This window comes from Rathayibacter sp. AY1D2 (assembly GCF_002932695.1).
Taxonomy (GTDB): domain Bacteria; phylum Actinomycetota; class Actinomycetes; order Actinomycetales; family Microbacteriaceae; genus Rathayibacter.
In genome coordinates, this window is record NZ_PSVX01000045.1 from 11,965 (window position 1) to 32,387 (window position 20,423).

Consider the following 20,423-nt stretch of genomic DNA (forward strand, 5'->3'; position numbering starts at 1 on the left):
TCCTGGAGTGCTAAGGATCGGCGCGATTCCGCGGGACCCGGCCCGGCGGTGCCGTCGGCGGACGCTCGCCACCGGTCCTCGGCGGGCACCCGCCGTGACCCCCGGACGGGTGCCGCGACAACTGACGGCTGGTGGCCGGAGTGGACGGCGGACACGATGGGCACGTTCCGCCGGACGGCCCGCCGTCGACCGGACGACCCCGCCCCCCACTCCCGAGAGGAACGGTCCGAGCGTGTTCTCACGGCTGTCCCGCCGCACCCGTTCCGCCGCCTCCGTCGCGTCGGTGACCGCCGCCGCGCTCGTCGTCTCGACGATGGCCGTGCTCTACCAGGGGGTGACCACCCAGGACGTGGATCTCAACGACGCCGGGGTCTGGGTGACCAAGCCGACCGCGCTGCTCGCGGGCCGGCTCAACTATCCCTCCGAGGTCCTCGACGCGGCCCTGCGCACCCAGGGGACGAGCTTCGACGTCGCGCAGGAGGCGGGCGCCGTCGTCGTCCACGACCAGAGCAACGCGACCGTCTCGCTCGTGGACACCTCGTCGGTCGCGCTCGGCGAGGCGGTCGCCGTGCCCGCCGACTCCTCGGTCGTGCTCGGCGGCGGCGTGCTGGCGATCCTCGACGCCGCCACCGGCGCGCTCTGGGTGCGGGCCGTCGACGCGCTCGCCTCGTTCAGCGTCGAGGCCGACGAGCCCACGGCCGAGCTCGGCGCGGATGCGGCGGCCACCGTCGCGGCCGACGGCACGGTCTTCGCCTACTCGCCCGGCGAGCAGGAGCTCGTCACGGTCCGCACCGGCGGCGCCCCCTCGACCTCCGCCGTCTCCGGCTTCGCCGAGGGAGCGACGCCGGCGATCACCGCCGTCGGCTCCACCCCGGTCCTCCTCGACGCGGGGAGCGGCGCGGTGTCGATCGACGGGGACGACCCGGTGCAGCTCGGAGTCGCGGACGAGCTGACGCTGCAGCAGCCGAGCACGGGCGGCGAGGACGTCGCGATCTCGACCGGTGCCGCCCTGCTCCTGCAGCCGCTGGACGGCTCGGCCGCACGGACGGTGGACTCCGGCGGGACCGGAACCGCCGTCGCGCCGGTCCGGGTCAACGGCTGCACCTACGCCGCCTGGTCCGGCTCGGGGCGGTACCTGCGCGACTGCGGCGGAACCGCGGACGACGTCGCGAAGGAGGTGCCGGACCTCGGCGCCGACCGGCAGGCGGTCTTCCGCGTCAATCGCAGCGCGGTCGTGCTGAACGAGCTGACCGTGGGCTCCGTCTGGCTGGTGAACCAGGACATGAAGGAGGTCTCCGACTGGGAGGACGTCACGCCGCCGGAGGACGACGCCACCAAGGACGACGACAACACCAGCACCCAGCAGCAGGTGCAGGACACGATCCCGGAGCGGTCGGAGGAGAACACTCCGCCGGTCGCCGTGGACGACGAGTTCGGCGTGCGCGCCGGGCGCAGCGTCATCCTGCCGGTGCTCGACAACGACAGCGACCCGGACGGGGACGTGCTCACCGCGTCCGTGACCGGGGCGCAGCCCGCACTGGGCGCGGTGTCGCCGATCTACGGCGGCAGCGCCCTGCAGATCACCCTGCCCCCGGAGGCGAGCGGGTCTGCGACGTTCGCGTACACCGCCGACGACGGACGCGGGCAGACCGCGGACGCCGTCGTCATGCTGACCGTGACGCCGGCGGGCAGCAACACGCCTCCCGAGCAGAAGCGCGAGGGGCGGATCCTCCTGGAGCAGGGCGCCTCGGTCTCCTACAACGTGCTGCCGGACTGGATCGACCCGGACGGCGACGAGCTCTTCCTCCTCGCTGCGACGTCGACCAGCGACGACCAGGTGCGCTCGACCGCCGATGGACTCGTCACCTTCGACGCGATCGGCGCCGAGCTCGGCCGGAAGGATGTCGACCTGCTCGTCTCGGACGGCACCGACGAGATCGCGGGGGTGCTGCACGTGGACGTCCGCGCGCCCGGCTCGACCGTCCCCGTGACCAATCCGGACCACGTGACGACCCTTGCGGATCAGACCGCGACGGTCGCGCCGCTCGGCAACGACCTCAGCCCGTCCGGCGCGCCCCTGCTGCTCGCCGAGGTCGAGCAGCCCGCCGGTGCGACCGTCACCCCCGACTACACGGCGGGGACCTTCACCTTCACGTCGCCGACACCCGGCAGCTACTACCTGCAGTACCGCGCGAGCGACGGACCGGACTCGACCCCGGGACTCGTCCGCGTCGACGTCCTCCCGGCGACCAGCGAGGCGAAGAACCCGGTCGCCGTGCGCGACGTCGCGCTGCTGCCCTCGGGCGGCACCGCGCTCGTCGACGTGCTGCAGAACGATTCCGATCCCAACGGCGGGCTGCTCGTCGTCTCCTCGGTGGAGGTGGACGCCGGCGCCGGTGTCGCGGTGGCGATCCTCGAGCACGAGGTGCTCCGCGTCACGGATCAGCCGGGGATCACCGAGCCGGTGACCTTCCGCTACGTCGTCTCGAACGGCACCGGGATGACGACCGGCGAGGTGCTGGTGGTGCCGACACCCGCTCCGGCGACCCTCGAGCCGCCGATCGCGACCGACGACTCGGCAGCCGTGCGCGTCGGCGACACCGTCACGATCGACGTGCTCGCCAACGACGTCTCGCCCGGCGGCGGCCTGCTGACGGTGGTGCCCGACCTCGTGGCACCGCTGCCCGACGCCGCCGACGGCGTCGCGTTCGTCTCGGAGGACCGCGTGCGGTTCCGGGCGGGCGACACCGCGAAGACGGTCTACGTCACCTACGAGGCGATCGACGCCTCGGGCCAGAAGGACGCCGGCTACGTCAGCATCCAGATCCTGCCGATGAACCGCGAGGCGAACTCCCCGCCGCGGCCCGAGAACCTCGAAGCGCGCACGCTCTCGGGGACGACCGTCTCGATCCCGATCCCGCTGGACGGCATCGATCCGGACGGCGACAGCGTGACGCTCGTCGGCCAGGCGAGCGCTCCCGGCAAGGGGCGGATCGACGAGGTCGGGGCGGATCACCTCACCTACACGGCCTTCGAGGACTCGGTCGGCACCGACACCTTCCGCTACGAGGTGAGCGACGCTCTCGGCAAGCGGGGCACGGCGACGATCCAGGTCGGCATCGCGCCTGCGTCGACGGAGAACCAGGCACCGGACGCCGTCAAGGACGTCGTGACCGCGCAGCCTGCGCGCAGCATCGCCGTCGACGTGCTCGCGAACGACACCGACCCCGACGGCGACACGCTCTCGCTGGTCGCGGACGGCCTCACCGCACCGGAGGGAATGACGGCACGGCTGTCGGCCGGCCGCGTGCTGGTGACGACTCCCGAGGCGGAGGGCGACTACGCCGTCCAGTACACGGTCGGCGATCCGCGCGGCGCGACCGCCGTCGGCAGCCTGCTCGTGACGGTGGCGGAGGAGGCGGCGCTGCTGCCGCCGATCGCCCGCGACGACACGGTCACGACCGCGCAGATCACGACGGCACAGACCGTCGAGGTGCCCGTGCTGAAGAACGACGAGGATCCGGACGGCGTCGCGAGCGAGCTCCGGGTGGCGCTGCCCGGCGAGCCGGCGGGAGCCGTGGTCGGGGCCGGCGGAGTCGTGACCGTGACCCCCGGTGAGGAGGCGCAGCTCCTCACGTACACGGCGACCGATGCCGACTCGCAGGTGGCGACCGCCTTCATCCGGGTGCCGGCGCTCAGCTCGACCGGCCCCTCGCTCAAGCCCGGTGTCGAGCCGCTCGAGGTGAAGGCCGGCGAGCAGGCGACGATCCCGCTGACCGACTGGGTCGTGGCTCCCGAGGGGAAGACCGTGCGGCTGACGCAGGCCGACCGGGTGTCGGCGCTGCACTCGGCCGACGGGGTGCTCGTCCGGGACGAGTCGACCCTGCTCTACACCGCGGCCCCCGACTACTTCGGCTCGGACGCCCTGACCTTCGAGGTCACCGACGGCACGGGGCCCGACGACCCCGCCGGGGTGAAGGCGACGCTGAGCATCCCGATCACGGTGCTGCCGCCGGAGAACCAGCCGCCGACGTTCGCCGGGGGAGCGATGGAGGTCGCGGCCGGCGAGGACGCGTCGACGCTGGATCTGCGGGCGCTCTCGAGCGACCCGGACAAGGGCGACCTGGCGAAGCTGAGCTACAGCGTCTCGGGCGCGCCCACCGGGATGACCGCCTCCGTGTCGGGCTCGGTGCTCTCCGTCGCGGCCGACGAGTCGGTCGCGAAGGGGACGCAGGAGACGCTGGCGATCACCGTGACCGACGGCACCACGCAGCCCGTGCAGGGCTCGGTGGTCGTGCGGGTGACCGCGTCGACCCGGCCGCTGACGGTCGCGAACGACGACGTCGTCGCCAAGGCACCCCAGGGCCGGCCGACCACGGTCGACGTGCTCTCCAACGACGTGAACCCGTTCCCCGAGACGCCGCTGACTCTGGTCGACGATCCGATCGTGGACTCCGGGGCCGACACCGGCACGGCGAGCGCCCAGGGCGGCTCCGTCGTCGTCACGCCGAACGCGGACTTCGTGGGCACGATGACGGTGCGCTACCAGGTGGCGGACGCCACCGGCGACGCCGAGCGCCGGGTGTTCGGCACGATCCGCGTCACGGTGCAGGGCAAGCCCGCCGCGCCGGGGACGCCGTCGGTCAGCTCGGTGCAGGACCGGACGGTCGTGCTCAGCTGGTCCGACGGCACCAGCAACGGCGCCGAGATCACCACGCACACGGTGAAGTGGTCGGGGGGCGGCCAGGACTGCGCGGCGACCACCTGCACGATCGCGAACCTCACCAACGACCGCGAGTACACCTTCACGGTCACCGCGACCAACGAGATCGGCGAGTCCGACCCGTCGCCCGCGTCGGCCGTGGCACGTCCGGACGCCCGCCCGGGCGCCCCGACGATCACGAGCCTCGACTACGGCGACGGCTCGCTCACGGTGACCTGGGCCGACGGGGCGAACCCGGGGTCCGCGGTGACGGGGTACGAGGTGCAGCTCAGCGGGGCCGGCAACGACCTGTTCGAGGTGCCCGGCGGTACCCGGACCACGCAGCTCACCAGGCTGACGAACGGCTCGAACTACACGGTCGCCGTGCGGGCGTCGAACCGCTCCCCGGAGCCCTCCGACTGGTCGGGCCCGATGTCGATGAGCCCCGCGGGCTCGCCGAGTGCGCCGGCGGCGCCGCAGGTCGGTGCCTCGGTGCAACTGGGCACTCAGACGCAGCTCCCCGTGAGCTGGAGCCCGCCGACGACGGTGAACGCGGAAGCGCTGACCGGCTACACCCTCGTGGTGAAGAAGGGCGGTGCCGAGACCAAAAGGATCGAGCTCGCGGCCGGAATCACCACTCAGAACATCACGGTCGACAACTCGGAGTCGGGCTACACGTTCTCGGTAGCCGCGAAGAACAAGTCGACGGATGCGAAGAAGACGGATCCACTGTTCAGCACCGACTCCGCGACCCGACGCGCCTTCGGTACACCGGGAACGGTCCGCAACCTGGTCGGAACGCCGGGGGACGAGACGGTGTCCATCACCTTCGACCCGCCGACGGAGCTCAACGGTGCGTCGCCGTCCGAGATCAAGTACGACCTGAAGATCCCGACGATGGGGTACTGGGGAGAAGCCGTTCCCGGGCAGGTCATCAGCGTGCAGGCGAACGGCAATCCCGAGACGCTCGAAGTGCGTGCCTACTCGGAGATCGCCGGCGAGCTCAGCGAACTGGGTGAGGTCCAATCGGTGACGGTCGTTCCGTTCGGCCCGGTCTTCGCGCCGAAGACCAACGCGGTCCCGAACGCCAGGAGCGTGACTCTGAGTTGGACGACACCCCCGTCGAACGGACGCGCGATCACTCGCGTCGAGATCCGGACGGATGGCGGCAACTGGCGAGACGGCGGGTTGAACGGCGGAACCGAGACGATCGGCGACGCGTACAACGAGAACCACTCGATCACGGCGCGGGCATTCGACGCCGAGGGCCAGGTCAGCGGGGAATCGACGTCGCAGGCCTCCAGCGGGCCTCCGCCGGCCCCGACGAGCTGGGTGATCAACGTCCCCAGCGACTCGTGCGCCGAGGACAGCGACTCGTCCCCGCTGCACTTCAACTCCAGCTCGAAGACCTGCAGCAGTTACTGGGTCAGGGGCGACGTGACCGTCTACTGCTACTCCGACTGGTCCCGGAAGCAGGTCGTCGGCAATTACCGCTGGTACCGCATGGGTGACGGCTGGTACGTCTCCGCCGCTTCTACCGACACCGGCGTACCGGGAATCAAGCCGTGCTGACCCCGCGTCGGCACCGAGAAGAGGGATCGCACTGATGACCATGACACCCGACCAGGCCGCCTGGTTCGCCGCCACGTTCGAGAAGCTCGTGCAGAACGTCGGGCAGGCCGTGCTCGGCAAGTCCGAGGTGGTCTCGCTCGTGCTCACGGCGATGCTCGCCGAGGGGCACGTGCTGCTCGAGGACGCGCCGGGGACCGGCAAGACCAGCCTCGCGAAGGCGATCGCGGCGACGGTGCAGGGCACCAGCAACCGGATCCAGTTCACGCCCGACCTGCTGCCGAGCGACGTCACCGGCGTGACGATCTACGACCAGAAGTCGGGGCGCTTCGACTTCCACCGCGGCCCGATCTTCGCGTCGATCGTGCTCGCCGACGAGATCAACCGCGCCTCGCCGAAGACGCAGTCGGCGCTGCTCGAGGTGATGGAGGAGTCGCGGGTCACGGTCGACGGCGTCGGCCACGAGGTCGGGCGGCCCTTCCTCGTCATCGCCACGCAGAACCCGATCGAGCAGGCCGGCACCTACCGCCTGCCCGAGGCGCAGCTGGACCGCTTCCTGATCAAGACCTCGATCGGCTACCCCGACGCGGCGTCCGCCGAGCGGATCCTGGCGGGTGCGGGGGAGCGCAACCCCTCCGCCGGGCTGCGCGCGATCATCACGACCCAGGCCGTCGCCGACATGGCCGACCTCGCGGCGACCGTGCACGTCGACGGCGCCGTGCTGCGCTACGTCGTGCAGCTCGCCGAGGCCACCCGCTCGGCGCCGGAGACCCGGATCGGCGTCTCGGTCCGCGGCTCGATGGCGCTGATCCGCGCCTGCAAGGTCTGGGCGGCGGCGAACGGCCGGCACTACGTGCTTCCGGACGACGTCAAGCAGCTGGTCGCCTCGGTCTGGCTGCACCGCTTCGTCCTCGATCCCGAGGCCGAGTTCGCCGGCGCCACGGCCGACGGCGTGCTCGGGCGCGTGCTCGCCGAGGTCGCCGCGCCGCAGGAGCGTCAAGCGGCATGACCGGGATCGGAGTGCTCCGGAGGGAGGGGCTCGCGCGACGCGCGGGCGCCGCCGTCGAGCGGTCGCGCCACGTGGTCGAGACGGCCGGCGTCTTGCTCGCGCCCGTGCGTTCCCGCGCCGTGCCCGTGGTCGCGGTGGCGACCTCGTTCGCCTGGGTCCTCCTCGCGCTGGCCGGCCTCGCCTGGATCGTCGGCGCGGTGCAGGGCTGGAGCGAGCTGGTCCTGCTCGCGGTCCTGGCGCTGGCGGTGCTGATCGCCGCCGCTCCGTTCATGATCGGGCGCTCCGCCTACTCCGTCGACCTCGATCTCGCGACCACCCGGGTGGTCGCGGGGGAGCGGGCGGTCGGCCGCGTCGAGGTGCGCAACGCCTCGGCCCGCTCGCTCCTGCCCGCGCGGGTCGAGCTGCCGGTCGGCGGCGGGCTGGCGGTGTTCCCGCTCCCGCGGCTGGAGGCGGCGGCCGTGCACGAGGAGCTCTTCACCATCCCGACGGCGCGGCGCGGTGTGATCCGCGTCGGACCCGTCCGCTCGGTCCGCGGCGACGGCCTCGGGCTCTTCCGCCGCGTCGTGCCGCACACCGTGCCCGGCGACCTCTTCGTGCACCCGCGCACCGTCGCCGTCGGCGGCTCGTCGTCCGGCTTCCTCAAGGACCTCGAGGGCCGGCCGGCCCCGGAGCTCTCCAACAACGACGTCTCCTTCCACGCCCTCCGCGCCTACGCGCCCGGCGACGACCGCCGCTACGTGCACTGGAAGACCACGGCGCGCACCGGCACGCTGATGGTGCGCCAGTTCGAGGAGACGCGGCGCTCGCACCTCGCGATCGGCCTGTCGCTCGATCCCGCCGACTACCGCGACGACGAGCAGTTCGAGCTCGCCGTCTCCAGCTGCGCCTCCCTCGGCCTCCAGGCGCTGCGCGACGGGCAGCAGCTCAGCGTGCTCGTGCAGGGCCGGTCGCTGCACGCGGGCATAGGCAAGCGCCTGCTCGACGACCTCTCCGGGGTGGAGCTCGGGCAGAGCAGGGGCGACCTCGTCGGCCTGTCGCGCTCCCTCGCCCGCTCGGTGCCGCAGGCGTCGGTCGTGATCCTCGTCGTCGGCTCGGAGGTGACGGCACCGCGGTTCCGCTCGGCGGCCCGGCAGCTGCCCCCCGACGCCCGCGTCCTCGGCGTGAGCTGCGACGAGGATCGGCCCGCCGCCCGCCGCAGCATCGGGGAGCTCGCGCTGCTCAGCGTCCCGGCTCTCGAGGAGCTGCCGGCGGCCGTGCGGCGAGGTGCCGCGTGAGGGGCCGGGCACCGGCGGCCGTCGCCGTCGATCTGGTCGCCCTCGCGGTGCTGCTCGCCGTCGGCGCGGTCGGCTTCGGCCGGGTCTTCGCCGGCGCGGACCACCTCGTCGCGGGCGGCCTCGGGATCGTCGCCGGTCTCGCGGTCGGCGCCCTCGCGGCGCGAGCCCGCTGGGGCCTGCTGACGACGACCGCGGTGACCGCCGCCGCCTACTCCCTCGTCGGCACCGCGGCGGCGTTCCGCTCCGCGGGCCTCCTCGGCGTCATCCCGAGCCCGGAGAGCCTCCTGGGCCTCGCGACCGCGCTGGTCACCTCGTGGAAGAGCCTGCTCACCGTCGAGCCGCCGGCGAACGGCTTCCCGGAGCTGCTCGTCGTGCCGTTCTGCGCCGCGCTGGTCTGCGCCGTCGTCGCGGCGACGATCGCCCTGCGCGCCCCGCGCCCGGTCTGGGCGCTCGTGCCGGCCGCGGCTCTGGTGCTCGTCTCGATCCTCTTCGGCACCGCGGACGCCGTCGCGCCCCTCGCCCAGGCGATCGCCTTCGGCGTCGTCGGGCTGGCCTGGGCGGCCTGGCGCCGCCAGTCGGCGCAGACCTCCGCCGCCGGCGGCGACGGGGCGGTCGACCCCTCCGCGGTCCGTCAGCTGCGGCTGCGCCGGATCGGCTCCGGCGCCCTCGTCCTGGCGCTCGCGGCCGCAGTCGTCGGCGTCTCCGCCGGCGCCGTCGCCCCGGCCGGGTCGCGCTCGACTCTCCGCGAGGACATCGTGCCGCCGTTCGACCTCGACGACTACCCGACGCCGCTCGCCTCCTTCCGCAAGACCGTCCGCGATCAGAAGGACGCGACCCTGTTCACGGTGTCGGGCCTGCAGGAGGGCGTGCGGGTGCGCCTCGCGACCATGGACGCGTACACCGGGACCGTCTTCGACGTGACCGGCGGCGGGGGCGGCTCCGGCAGCTTCGCCCGCGTCGGCAGCACCATCGCCGGCGAGCACGAGGGCACGCCGGCCGTGCTCCGCTTCACCGCGGCGGACCTCGGCGGAGTCTGGCTGCCAGACGCGGGCTACCCGTCGTCGATCGAGTTCGCCGGGCCGCGGGCCGAGGCGCTGAGCGGATCGCTGCACTACAACGACGAGACCGGCGTCGCGGTCGTGACCTCGCGGCTCGCGGCCGGCGACTCCTACACGCTGACCACGACCCTCCCCCCGGTGCCGAGCGACGAGGAGCTCGCCGACGCCGTCGCGGCACCCGTCACCGTGCCGACGCCGGTCGACGTCCCGGAGGCGCTCACCGACGCGACGCTCGCCTCGGTGGGTGAGGCGACCACCGCGCTCAGCCAGGTGCGGGCGATCGCGACCACGCTCTCGACGCAGGGCTACTTCAGCCACGGCCTCGAGGGCGAGGCGGAGTCCCGCCCCGGTCACGGCTCGGAGCGGCTGCAGCTGCTGCTCACGGACGAGAGGGGGATGGTCGGCGACGACGAGCACTACGCGACCACGATGGCGCTGATGGTCGACGAGCTCGGTCTCCCGGCCCGCGTGGTGATGGGCTACTACCCGGCGGCCGGGTCGGATCTCTCCGGCGACGTCGCGCTCACCGGCGACGACCTGCACGCGTGGGTCGAGGTCGCGTTCGCGGAGCACGGCTGGGTGGCCTTCGATCCCACGCCGCCGAAGGAGCAGATCCTGCAGGATCAGCAGCCCGAGCCGGCGGCCCAGCCGAAGGCCCAGGTCCTCCAGCCGCCGCCGCCCCCGCAGGAGCCGGCCGTCGTGCCGCCGGACGTGGTCCAGGAGGACGAGACCGAGGACGACCGGGGCCCGGACCTGGGCTGGATCGGCGTCGTGCTCGCGGTCGCCGGCGGAGTCGTCGGCCTGGCGGCGCTGCTCTTCGGCCCCGCGCTGCTCATCGCGGCCCTCAAGCGCCGACGCCGCCGGGCGCGGGTGGGCGCCGAGCATGCGGCCGACCGGATCAGCGGCGGCTGGGACGAGGTGCTCGACCGCGCCGCCGACCTGGGGACCGTCGTCCCGGCCGGGGCCACCCGCCTCGAGGACGCGGCTCTGCTGCACTCCGAGTACCCGAGCGCAGGGGTGGCGGTCCTGGCCCGGCGGGCCGATGCCGCGGTCTTCGGGCCGCTGGATCCGGTCGACGCCGAGGTCGCCGCCTTCTGGGAGCAGACCGACGCGCTCGTCGCGGAGCTGCACGCCACCGTCTCGCCCTGGCGGCGGCTCCGGGCGCGCCTGTCCCTGCGCTCCCTGCGGCCGGCCTGGCTGACCCGCGCCACCACCGCCGCCCGCGGCGCCCGGACGAACACGACGGGGCGACCCGCGAGGAACGAGGATCTCCATGGCTGACACGACGACGTCCGGCTGGGTGTGCTCGCGCTGCTCGACGACGATGGACGCGAGCGCGGCGTTCTGCCGCGGCTGCGGGGCGGCTGCCCTCAGCGCCGGGACTCCGCGCCGGACAGCGGCCGTGCCGTTCGGCGTTCCGGCCGCGCTCGGCCCCCGGGTCGGGGCCTACCTGCTGGACAGTGTCATCGTCGGCGTCTGGTTCTTCCTCTCCTACGTGATCGTCTGGCTCCTCACCTGGGCGCTCTGGCAGACGGCCTCCACGACCGGCGCCTACAGTGCGATCGCGTACTTCGGAGCGTTCGGGCCGACCGTTCTGATCCTCGCCTTCGGCCTCTTCTACACGAAGGCGCAGGGCGGGCGGGGCACCCCGGGGATGCGGATGCTCGGTCTGCGCCTCGTGCGCTACGACAGCGGGGAACCGCTCGGATTCTGGAAGGCGGCCGGCCGGAACGTCGTCTTCAACCTCTGCGCCGCGATCATCGTCGGCTACTTCTCGCCGCTGTTCGACACCTCGGGGGAGAACCGCGGCTGGCACGACCAGGCCACGGGCACCTGGATGATCGACACCCGCTCGGCGGGCGCGTCGCGTCCCGTCTCGTCCCTGCGGGAGGCGCCGGTGCCGACCTCGTCGGTGGCCGTGGTCGCCGACCTCGACGAGCCGGTCGTTCCGCGTGCGACAGCGGAGTCGTCGGTCGCCGCTGCCGTGCCCGCTGCGTACTCCGCGCCCCTCGCCTCCGCGCCCGCGACCGCCGCGCCCGCCGTGTACTCCGCGCCGGCCGCCGCGCCGGCGAGCTTCGCGGGACCGCCCGCAGGCGGCGTGATCTCCGCCGTGCCCGGCTCCGCCGCCCCGGCTCCGGCCCGGCCGAGCGCCCCCGCGCACGAGCCGGAGGACCTCGAGCTCACCCGGATGAGCGCCGGCGCCCCCGCGCAACCGCGCCCGCGCGCGGTCCGGCTCCGCTTCGACGACGGGACCGTCGTGGTCGTCTCCGACTCCGCGCTCGTCGGCCGCAACCCCGCGCCGCGCACCGGCGAGGCGGCGGGCGAGCTGGTGGCGCTCGCCGACACGACCCGCTCGATCTCGAAGACGCACGCGCGGCTCGAGCTCCTCGGCGACGAGCTCTCGGTGATCGACCGGCACTCGACCAACGGGACCGGGGTCGTGATCGACGGCACGGCGACCCCGGTGCCGCCCGGCGGTCGCGCCGCGGTGCCCGTCGGCGCCACGCTGACCTTCGGCGACCGCACGGCGGCGGTGGAGTGGGCATGAGCGCTGCGGGCAGCCCGATCGCCGTGCAGTGGGGCAGCGCCACCGACCGCGGGATGAAGCGGGCGATCAACGAGGACTCGCACGTCGCGGAACCCCCGGTCTTCGTCGTCGCCGACGGCATGGGCGGGCACGACGCCGGAGAGGTCGCCAGCGCGATCGCCGTCGACGAGTTCCGCAGCCTGGTCGGCCACGACACGGTCCGCGTCTCCGAGATCGAGGAGTGCTTCGCCGGCGCCCAGGTCCGCATCGCGGAGCTGGCCCTCAGCACCGAGCGCAGCGCCGGGACGACCGTCAGCGGACTGGCCATCGCCGAGATCGAGGACCTGGGCTACTGGCTCGTGTTCAACCTCGGCGACTCCCGCACCTACCGCATGGCGCACGGCGCCCTCGAGCAGGTCAGCGTCGACCACTCGGTGGTGCAGGAGCTCGTGGAGGCGGGCGAGCTCGACGCCTCCGGGATGCAGACCCACCCGCAGCGCAACGTGATCACCCGGGCGCTGGGTGCGGGCAGCGCCGGTGCGCCCGACTTCTGGCTGCTCCCCGCCGCGACGGGCGACCGGATGCTGGTCTGCTCCGACGGGCTCACCACCGAGCTCGACGACGCCCGCATCGCTCTCGTCCTGCGCGACGAGGCCGACCCGCAGGCCGCGGCCACCCGGCTGCTGCACGAGTCGCTCCTCCACGGCGGCCGCGACAACCTGACCGTGCTGGTCATCGACGCGACGGCCGTCAGCGCCGGCGACGACCTCGATCGCACCGTGCCGAGCGACCGGCTGCCGCTCGCCACCGCCGTCAGCGACGACACCGTGCCGCGCGCGATCGTCACGCGCGAGATCGTCGCGGCACCGTTCGTCGCCGGCACTCCCGACACCGAGGGGGCTCGCCCGTGACCGAGATCCGCTATCGACCCGGCCGCTGGTTCGGCGTCGTCTCCGACCGCGGGATGGCGCTGCTGCCCGACGTGCTGGGCGAGGAGGGCGTCAAGCAGGTCTCCGAGGCCTTCGCGGCGGGCCGCGGCCTCGCGGGCGTGCTCGAGTCGCTCACCGGAGTCTTCGGGGCCGGCCTGCTGGCGCTCCCGCCGTTCGCCGTCGTCTCCCTCGAGGACGACCTGTCGCGGGTCGCGGTCCGCGGCGATCTGCTCGTCGAGGTGATCGAGGAGCTCGGCGACGACGCGCCCGTCGTCGCACTCTCCGGCGAGGGGGTGACCACCTGGAACGAGCGGATGATCGCCGCTCCGGTCTCGATCAGCCTGCGCGTCAAGGCGGGCCGGCGCGGGGCGGCGCTGAGCCTGCCGATCGGCAGCGGGGTCGTGCTCTGCTCGCGGCTGACGGCGACGTTCCGGGGCGCGACCCTCGAAGCCCGGCCGGTCGGCGCGGAGGTGGGCGACGTGGCGGATCCGACCGAGGAGGAGCCGGTCGTCGAGGTCGTGCCGGTCGTCGACACGGCGATCGTCGAGCCGCAGGTCGTCGGGGTCGCTGCCGTCGAGGCTCCCGCCGCGCCGCCGCCGGCCGAGGAGGCCGTCCCGGTCGTGGTGGCGCCGGTGGTCGCGGTGCCGGTCACCGTCGAGCCGGTGCTCGTCGAGCCGGTCGTCGTCGATCCGGTGGTCGTCGAGCCGCAGGACGCGGACCCGGCGTCGGTCGGGCGGATCCCCGCCGCCGAGCCCGCGGCCGAGACCGGCGAGCTCGACGAGTGGGGCTACTCCGCCCCGCCCGCCGCCGCGCCCCCTGCGGCTCCGGCGCCGCCCGCCGTCTCCGCGCCGGCCGCCGCGCCCGAGCCCGCCGCCGCCCCCCTCGGCCACGACGAGACCCGCGTGCCCGTCTCCGACACGGTCCGCGCCGCCGACGACGAGTACGACCACCTCTTCGGCGAGACCGTCGCCCGGGTCGTCGAGGACGCCGCGATCCGCGAGCCGGAGGACGAGCACGGGCTGATCGACCTCGTCCCGGCCGCGTCGCCGTCTCCGGAGGTCGGAGACGGGGACCACGACGGGCACACGATCTCGATCGCCGAGCTGCGCGCCCTCGCGCCCGCCCCGGCGACGCCGACGCCGACGAGCGCGATCGCCCGCCTCGAGCTCTCCACCGGCGACGTCGTCGAGCTCGACCGTCCCGTCGTGATCGGCCGGCGCCCCTCCGCGGGCCGCGTGGCCGCGCACGAGCTGCCGCGGCTGATCACCGTGCCGAGCCCGCTCCAGGACATCTCGCGCAGCCACGTCGAGGTCCGCGCGGAGGGCCGGTTCGTCGTCGTCCGCGACCTGGCGTCGGTGAACGGCACGCTCCTGCTCCGCTCGGGGCAGGTGCCCGTGCGGCTCACCGGGTCGGAGTCGATGGTGCTCGCCGGCGGCGACGTCCTCGACCTCGGCGACGGCGTCACCGTGACGATCCGAGAGCAGGCATGAGCGCGCCGCGGTCGTCCCCGCCCCCCGCGATCCAGGGCTTCGAGTTCCAGCGGCCGCTGGGCTCCGGCGGCTTCGCCGACGTCTTCCTCTACGAGCAGGCCCGCCCCCGGCGCACCGTCGCGATCAAGGTGCTCCGCGCAGGCCTGACGACGGATCGCGAGCGCGACGCGTTCGAGGCCGAGGCGAACCTGATGGCCTCCCTCTCGACGCACCCGTCGATCGTCACCATCTACCAGGCCGACATCGCCGCCGACGGCCGGCCCTACCTGGCGATGGAGTACTGCCCGAACCCCAACCTCGCCGTCCGGCTGAAGAGCGGCCGGCTGGCCGTCGCCGACGCGCTGCGCATCGGCATCCAGGTGGCCGGCGCGGTCGAGACCGTGCACCGCGCGGGCATCCTGCACCGCGACATCAAGCCCGCCAACGTGCTCGTGACCGCCTACGACCGGCCGGCCCTCACCGACTTCGGCATCGCCGGAGCGCTCCTGGACGGCTCCGCCGACCTCGCAGGACTGTCGATCCCATGGTCGCCCCCCGAGGCGTTCGGCGCCGAGATCCCGAACGAGGTCGCCCTCGACGTCTACGCCCTCGGCGCGACCGTCTACTCCTTGCTGGCCGGGCGCTCGCCGTTCGAGCTGCCGGGGCGCTCGATCAATTCGCACGAGCTGATCGAGCGGATCCGCTCGGCGCCGCTGCCGCCGCTCGGGCGCGCCGACGCGCCGGCCTCGCTCGACCGGGTGCTCGCCATCAGCATGGCGAAGGCGCCGCAGGGCCGTTTCACCACCGCCCTCGAGTTCGGCCGCGCCCTGCAGCGGATCCAGGTCGAGCTCTCCCTCGCCGTCACCACGGCCGACGTGCTCGACGACGCCCTGCCGCAGGAGCGGGTGGAGGAGGAGGACGACGGCAACACCCGCATCCGCGGCATCGTCAGCATCGATCCGGTGCCGCGACCCGTCGCTCCTCGCGCGGCCGCGCCGGCGCTCGCCGAGATCTCCGGCGTCCCGGCGTTCGACCTGGAGCGGACGATGGCGCGCGGGTCCGCCGCCTCCTTCGTCGCCCCGGCTCCGCTGTCGGAGCCCCGCGCGCCGGTCCAGGAGCCGCCGCGGAGCGCACCGGCGCCCGCGCGCCGTCGCCGGCCGCTCGTGATCACCGGGATCGCGGTACTCGCGGCCGCCTCCGTCGCGGGCGGGGCCGCACTGGTCGCGGCGATGCCGACCTCGACCGCGGACCCCCGCCGCACCACGGCGCCCGAGGCGCCCGCCGATCCGGTCGGCCGGGTCGACGTCCCCGCCGTCACCGGACTCGCCGGCGCGGTCGGTGCCGACGGCGTCGTCTTCACCTGGACCAACCCGCAGCCGGAGGACGGCGACCGCTTCCTCTGGGCTCCGGCCGGCACCGGCTCGATCCCCGATCCCCGCACGCAGGAGGAGAGCACCGTGACGGTCCCCGCCGACGCCTCAGGACAGACCTGCCTCGAGGTGACGCTGCTCCGCCAGAGCGGCCGCGCCTCGGCCCCGACGACGGCGTGCGCGCCGTGAGCGGCACCGTGCCGATGCCGGTCGTCGCCGACGCCGAGCTGAGCGTCGAGTTCTGCGGCGAGTGGTTCCCGCTCGGCGACGAGCCCTTCGAGATCGGCCGGGAGGGCGCCCTCGACCTCGACGACAATCCGTTCCTGCACCGGCGGTTCCTGCAGATCGTCCGCGCCGAGGGTCTCTGGTGGCTCTGCAACGTCGGGAGCCGGCTGTCGGCGACCGTCACCGACGGCTCGGGCGGCATCCAGGCCTGGCTCTCACCCGGCAGCCGCCTGCCGATCGTGTTCGGCACGACGATGGTGGTGTTCACGGCCGGTCCGACCACCTACGAGCTGACGCTGTACTCGAGCAGGCCGACCTTCGACTCCGTGCTCGCACCGCGCGCCCTCACCGGGGCGACGACGATCGGCATGACCCCGTTCACGGCGTCGCAGCGGCTGCTGATCGTCGCCCTCTGCGAGCCGATGCTGCGCCGGGAGGGCACCGGCACGAGCGTGATCCCGAGCTCGGCCAAGGCGGCGGCGCGGCTCGGCTGGACGCAGACCCGGTTCAACCGCAAGCTCGACAACGTCTGCGAGAAGCTCGCCCGCGTCGGCGTGCAGGGCGTGCGCGGCGAGACCGGCTCGCTGGCCACCCACCGCCGCACCCGCCTGGTCGAGTACGCGGTCACCAGCCGGCTGGTCACCCGCGCCGATCTCCCGCTCCTGGACGCGCCGCAGGACGAGCCGGACGAGGACGGGACCGACTGATGCGCCTGAAGCTGACACTCCGACGCGCGTCCGGCACGAGCACGGACGTCGTCGTCACCGTCGATGCGACCGTCTCGGTCGGCGCGGTGGCCGCGGCCCTGCTCGAGGCAGACCCGCTGCGGACCGACCGCGAGCACGCGGGATCCGGCGGCGCCGGACCGGTCACCCTCGACGTCCTCGGCGCGAGCGGCCTCGACCGCCCGCGCTCGATCCACCCCGATCTCGCGATCGTGGAGGCCGGCATCCGCTCCGGGGGGACCGTGCAGATCTCGCGGGCCGCCGCCGCGGACGGCGCCGACCGGGACCGCGGCCCGGCGGTCGCCGTGCTGCGCGTGCTCTCGGGCCCCGACGCGGGCCGCGAGTTTCCGCTCCCTGCCGGCACCAGCCGTCTCGGCCGGGAGCGCGGGGTCGACGTGCGGCTCTCCGACCCGCTGATCTCCAAGCGGCACGCGAGGGTGAGCATCGGCGAGACGGTGGAGATCATCGACACCAACTCCGCGAACGGCCTCAGCATGGGCGGGCGGCTCGTGCAGAGGGCGATGCTCACCCCGGCCGACGTCGTCGTGATCGGCGACAGCGCCATGAGCGTCGTTCCGCTCGCCCGCCTCGGCGGCGCCCCGCCCACCACTCCGGTGATCGACTTCACGCGCTCACCGCGGGTCGTCGTGCGGTTCGAGGAGCGCGTGCTCCCCGCTCCGACGCCGCCGTCCCGGCCGACGCCCCAGCGGTTCCCGCTGCTCGCGCTCGTCGCCCCGCTGATCATGGGCGCCGTGCTCTACGTGCTCACGCAGCAGCTGCTGAGCGTGATCTTCGTCGCCCTCAGCCCGCTGCTCGCGATCGGCACCTGGATCGACCACACCGTCACCGAGCGGCGGACCCGGAAGGCGCAGGTCGCCGCGTTCTCCCGCTCGCTCGAGGCCCTCGAGGAGGACGTCCGGGCCGCGCAGGCCGTCGAGCGGGCCGTGCGCCTCGCCGAGCAGCCGTCGGCCGCCGACGCGGTCACCGCGATCGCCCAGCGCGGCGAGGACCTCTGGACCCACCGCCCCGAGCACCGCGGCTTCCTCGCGGTGCGGCTCGGCGTCGGCTCGCTCCCCTCCCGCTGCCGGATCGAGCAGACCGCGGGCAACGACACCGAGCCGGAGTTCCTCCGCGAGCTGGCCGCGACCGTCGAGCGTCACCGCCTCGTGCACGGCGTTCCCGTCGTCGCCGAGCTCCGCAGCAGCGGTGCGCTCGGGATCGCCGGGCCGGCCGCCGTCCGCGCCGACGTCGCCCGCGCGATCGCCGTGCAGCTGGTCGGCACGCACTCGCCGGCCGAGCTCGCCGTCGCGGCGCTCACCTCGCCCGCCTCGCGCTCGACCTGGTCGTGGCTGGAGTGGCTGCCGCACACCGGCTCGGTGCACTCGCCCCTCGCGGGGGAGCACCTCGCCGACAACCCCGGGTCCGGCGCGTCGCTGCTGTCCCGGCTCGAGGAGCTCGTCGAGGAGCGGCGCGAGGAGGGGCCCGCCCTGCGCGGCTCGGTCGGCCCCGAGGAGGCCGACCACCTGCCCGATCCCGTGACGCCCGCGGTGATCGTGGTCGTCGAGGACGACGCTCCCGTCGACCGGGCTCGGCTGATCCGGCTGGCCGAGCGCGGGCCGGACGCGGGCGTCCACGTGCTGTGGTGCTCCGCGAGCATCGCCGAGCTCCCCGCCGCCGCCCGCAGCTTCCTGCTCGTCGCCGACCCGGGCTCGCCCGCGACGACCGGGCAGGTCCGCCTCGGCGAGCACTCGCACCCGGTGGTCTTCGAGACCGTCGACGCGAGCACGGCCCTCGCGCTCGCGCGCTCCCTCTCGCCCGTCGTCGACGGCGGGGTCCCGGTCGAGGACTCGTCCGATCTGCCGCGCGAGGTCGCCTACGCCGCACTGGCGGGTCCCGAGCTGATCGCCGCGTCCGGCGCGGTCATCGACCGCTGGCGCGAGAGCAAGTCGATCACCGTGCGCGACGGGTCCGCCCCCGTGCGGCGCCGCTCGGCCGGCTCGCTGCGGGCGCTCGTCGGCTCGGCCGGCACCGAGCCGTTCTACCTCGACCTGCGCAGCCAGGGACCGCACGCTCTCGTCGGCGGGACCACGGGAGCCGGCAAATCGGAGTTCCTGCAGTCCTGGGTGCTCGGCCTCGCGTCCGCCTACAGCCCCGACCGCGTCGCCCTCCTCTTCGTCGACTACAAGGGCGGCGCGGCCTTCGCCGACTGCGTGCAGCTGCCGCACACCGTCGGCCTGGTCACCGACCTCTCGCCGCACCTCGTCCGCCGCGCGCTGACCAGCCTCCGGGCCGAGCTGCGCTACCGGGAGCACCTGCTCAACCGCAAGAAGATGAAGGACCTCGTCTCAATGGAGAAGACGGGCGACCCGGAGACCCCGCCGAGCCTGCTGATCATCGTCGACGAGTTCGCCGCGCTGGTGAATGAGGTGCCGGAGTTCGTGGACGGCGTGGTCGACGTCGCCCAGCGGGGCCGCTCGCTCGGTCTGCACCTGATCCTCGCCACGCAGCGGCCGGCCGGCGTCATCAAGGACAACCTCCGCGCGAACACCAACCTGCGCATCGCCCTGCGGATGGCGGACGCCGACGACTCGACCGACATCCTGGGCACGCCGATGGCGGCCTCCTTCGACCCCGGCATCCCCGGGCGCGGGGCCGCCAAGACGGGACCGGGCCGGATCGCCGGCTTCCAGACCGGCTACGCCGGCGGGCGGACCACCGGTGAGGCGCCGCCGCCCCGGATCGACATCGAGGAGATGGCCTTCGGCTCCGGCGCCGCCTGGGAGCAGAGCACGGTCGAGGCGGAGGAGACCGGGGACCCCGGTCCGACGGACATCGCCCGCATGGTGGCGACGATCGGCCGGGCGGCCGCCGAGGCGCGCGTCCCCGCACCGCGGAAGCCCTGGCTCGACGAGCTCGCCCCCGCCTACGACTTCTCGAAGCTGCCGCACCCGCGCACCGACGACCGCCTGCTGCTGGGGGTCGTCGACAGCCCCGAGACGCAGAGCCAGCCGACTGTCTTCTACGAGCCCGACCGCGACGGCAACATGGCCGTCTTCGGCACCGGCGGCTCGGGGAAGTCGACGACCCTGCGCTCGATCGCGGTCGCGGCGGCCGTGACGCCGCGCGGAGGCCCCGTGCAGGTCTACGGCCTCGACTTCGGCGCCAACGGCCTGCAGATGCTCAACGACCTGCCGCACGTCGGCGCGATCGTCCGCGGCGACGACGACGAGCGGGTCGTGCGCCTGCTCCGGATGCTCCGCGACCTCGTCGCCGACCGCGCCGAACGCTTCGGCGCCGTCGACGCCTCGACGATCGGGGAGTACCGCCGGCTCGCGGATCGCCCCGACGAACCGCGGATCCTGCTGCTCGTCGACGGCATCGGCGCCTTCCGGGAGGCCTACGAGTACGCCGGCACCAGTGCCTGGTTCAGCGTCTTCACGCAGATCGCGACCGACGGGCGGCAGCTCGGGATCCACATCGTCGTCGCGGGCGACCGTCCCAACTCGGTGCCCACCTCCCTCAACTCGACCATCCAGCGCCGCGTCGTGCTCCGGCTCGCCGCCGAG

General features: G+C 74.1%; 10 protein-coding genes. All 10 read left to right on the top strand.

The genetic code is table 11. The annotated features are described in order from the left end of the window. Positions 1–232: 232 nt before the first annotated feature. Entirely contained in the window at positions 233–6,274 is a 6,042-nt protein-coding gene (locus C5D04_RS12455; RefSeq protein ID WP_104308093.1) for an Ig-like domain-containing protein, read from the top strand. A gap of 34 nt (positions 6,275–6,308) precedes the next feature. Beyond that, positions 6,309–7,280 carry a MoxR family ATPase gene (locus C5D04_RS12460; protein WP_181068034.1) on the top strand — a complete coding sequence of 324 codons (972 nt, stop codon included), beginning with the start codon at positions 6,309–6,311 and terminating at the stop codon, positions 7,278–7,280. Then, on the top strand, positions 7,277–8,554 hold the full coding sequence (locus C5D04_RS12465; RefSeq protein WP_104222279.1) for a DUF58 domain-containing protein: 1,278 nt from the start codon (positions 7,277–7,279) through the stop codon (positions 8,552–8,554). Before C5D04_RS12460 ends, C5D04_RS12465 begins: the two co-directional genes overlap by 4 nt. Beyond that, a complete protein-coding gene (locus C5D04_RS12470) occupies positions 8,551–10,893 on the top strand; it encodes a transglutaminase-like domain-containing protein (RefSeq protein ID WP_104222281.1) in 2,343 nt (780 codons plus the stop codon). Before C5D04_RS12465 ends, C5D04_RS12470 begins: the two co-directional genes overlap by 4 nt. Beyond that, a complete protein-coding gene (locus C5D04_RS12475; RefSeq protein ID WP_104267533.1) occupies positions 10,886–12,160 on the top strand; it encodes an RDD family protein in 1,275 nt (424 codons plus the stop codon). Before C5D04_RS12470 ends, C5D04_RS12475 begins: the two co-directional genes overlap by 8 nt. Then, complete coding sequence (locus C5D04_RS12480; RefSeq protein WP_104267534.1) at positions 12,157–13,050, top strand: PP2C family serine/threonine-protein phosphatase; 894 nt, start codon at positions 12,157–12,159, stop codon at positions 13,048–13,050. The genes C5D04_RS12475 and C5D04_RS12480 overlap by 4 nt, the downstream gene beginning before the upstream one ends. Further along, complete coding sequence (locus tag C5D04_RS12485) at positions 13,047–14,558, top strand: FHA domain-containing protein (RefSeq protein WP_104222287.1); 1,512 nt, start codon at positions 13,047–13,049, stop codon at positions 14,556–14,558. Before C5D04_RS12480 ends, C5D04_RS12485 begins: the two co-directional genes overlap by 4 nt. Then, positions 14,555–16,096, top strand: a complete 1,542-nt coding sequence (locus tag C5D04_RS12490; RefSeq protein WP_104308092.1) for a serine/threonine-protein kinase — start codon at positions 14,555–14,557, stop codon at positions 16,094–16,096. The genes C5D04_RS12485 and C5D04_RS12490 overlap by 4 nt, the downstream gene beginning before the upstream one ends. A 14-nt stretch (positions 16,097–16,110) precedes the next feature. After that, complete coding sequence (locus C5D04_RS12495) at positions 16,111–16,839, top strand: hypothetical protein (RefSeq protein ID WP_104347781.1); 729 nt, start codon at positions 16,111–16,113, stop codon at positions 16,837–16,839. Next, positions 16,839–20,423 (top strand): FtsK/SpoIIIE domain-containing protein (locus C5D04_RS12500; RefSeq protein WP_104347780.1); only part of this gene is annotated, 3,585 nt, incomplete at its 3' end. The genes C5D04_RS12495 and C5D04_RS12500, both read left to right, overlap by 1 nt.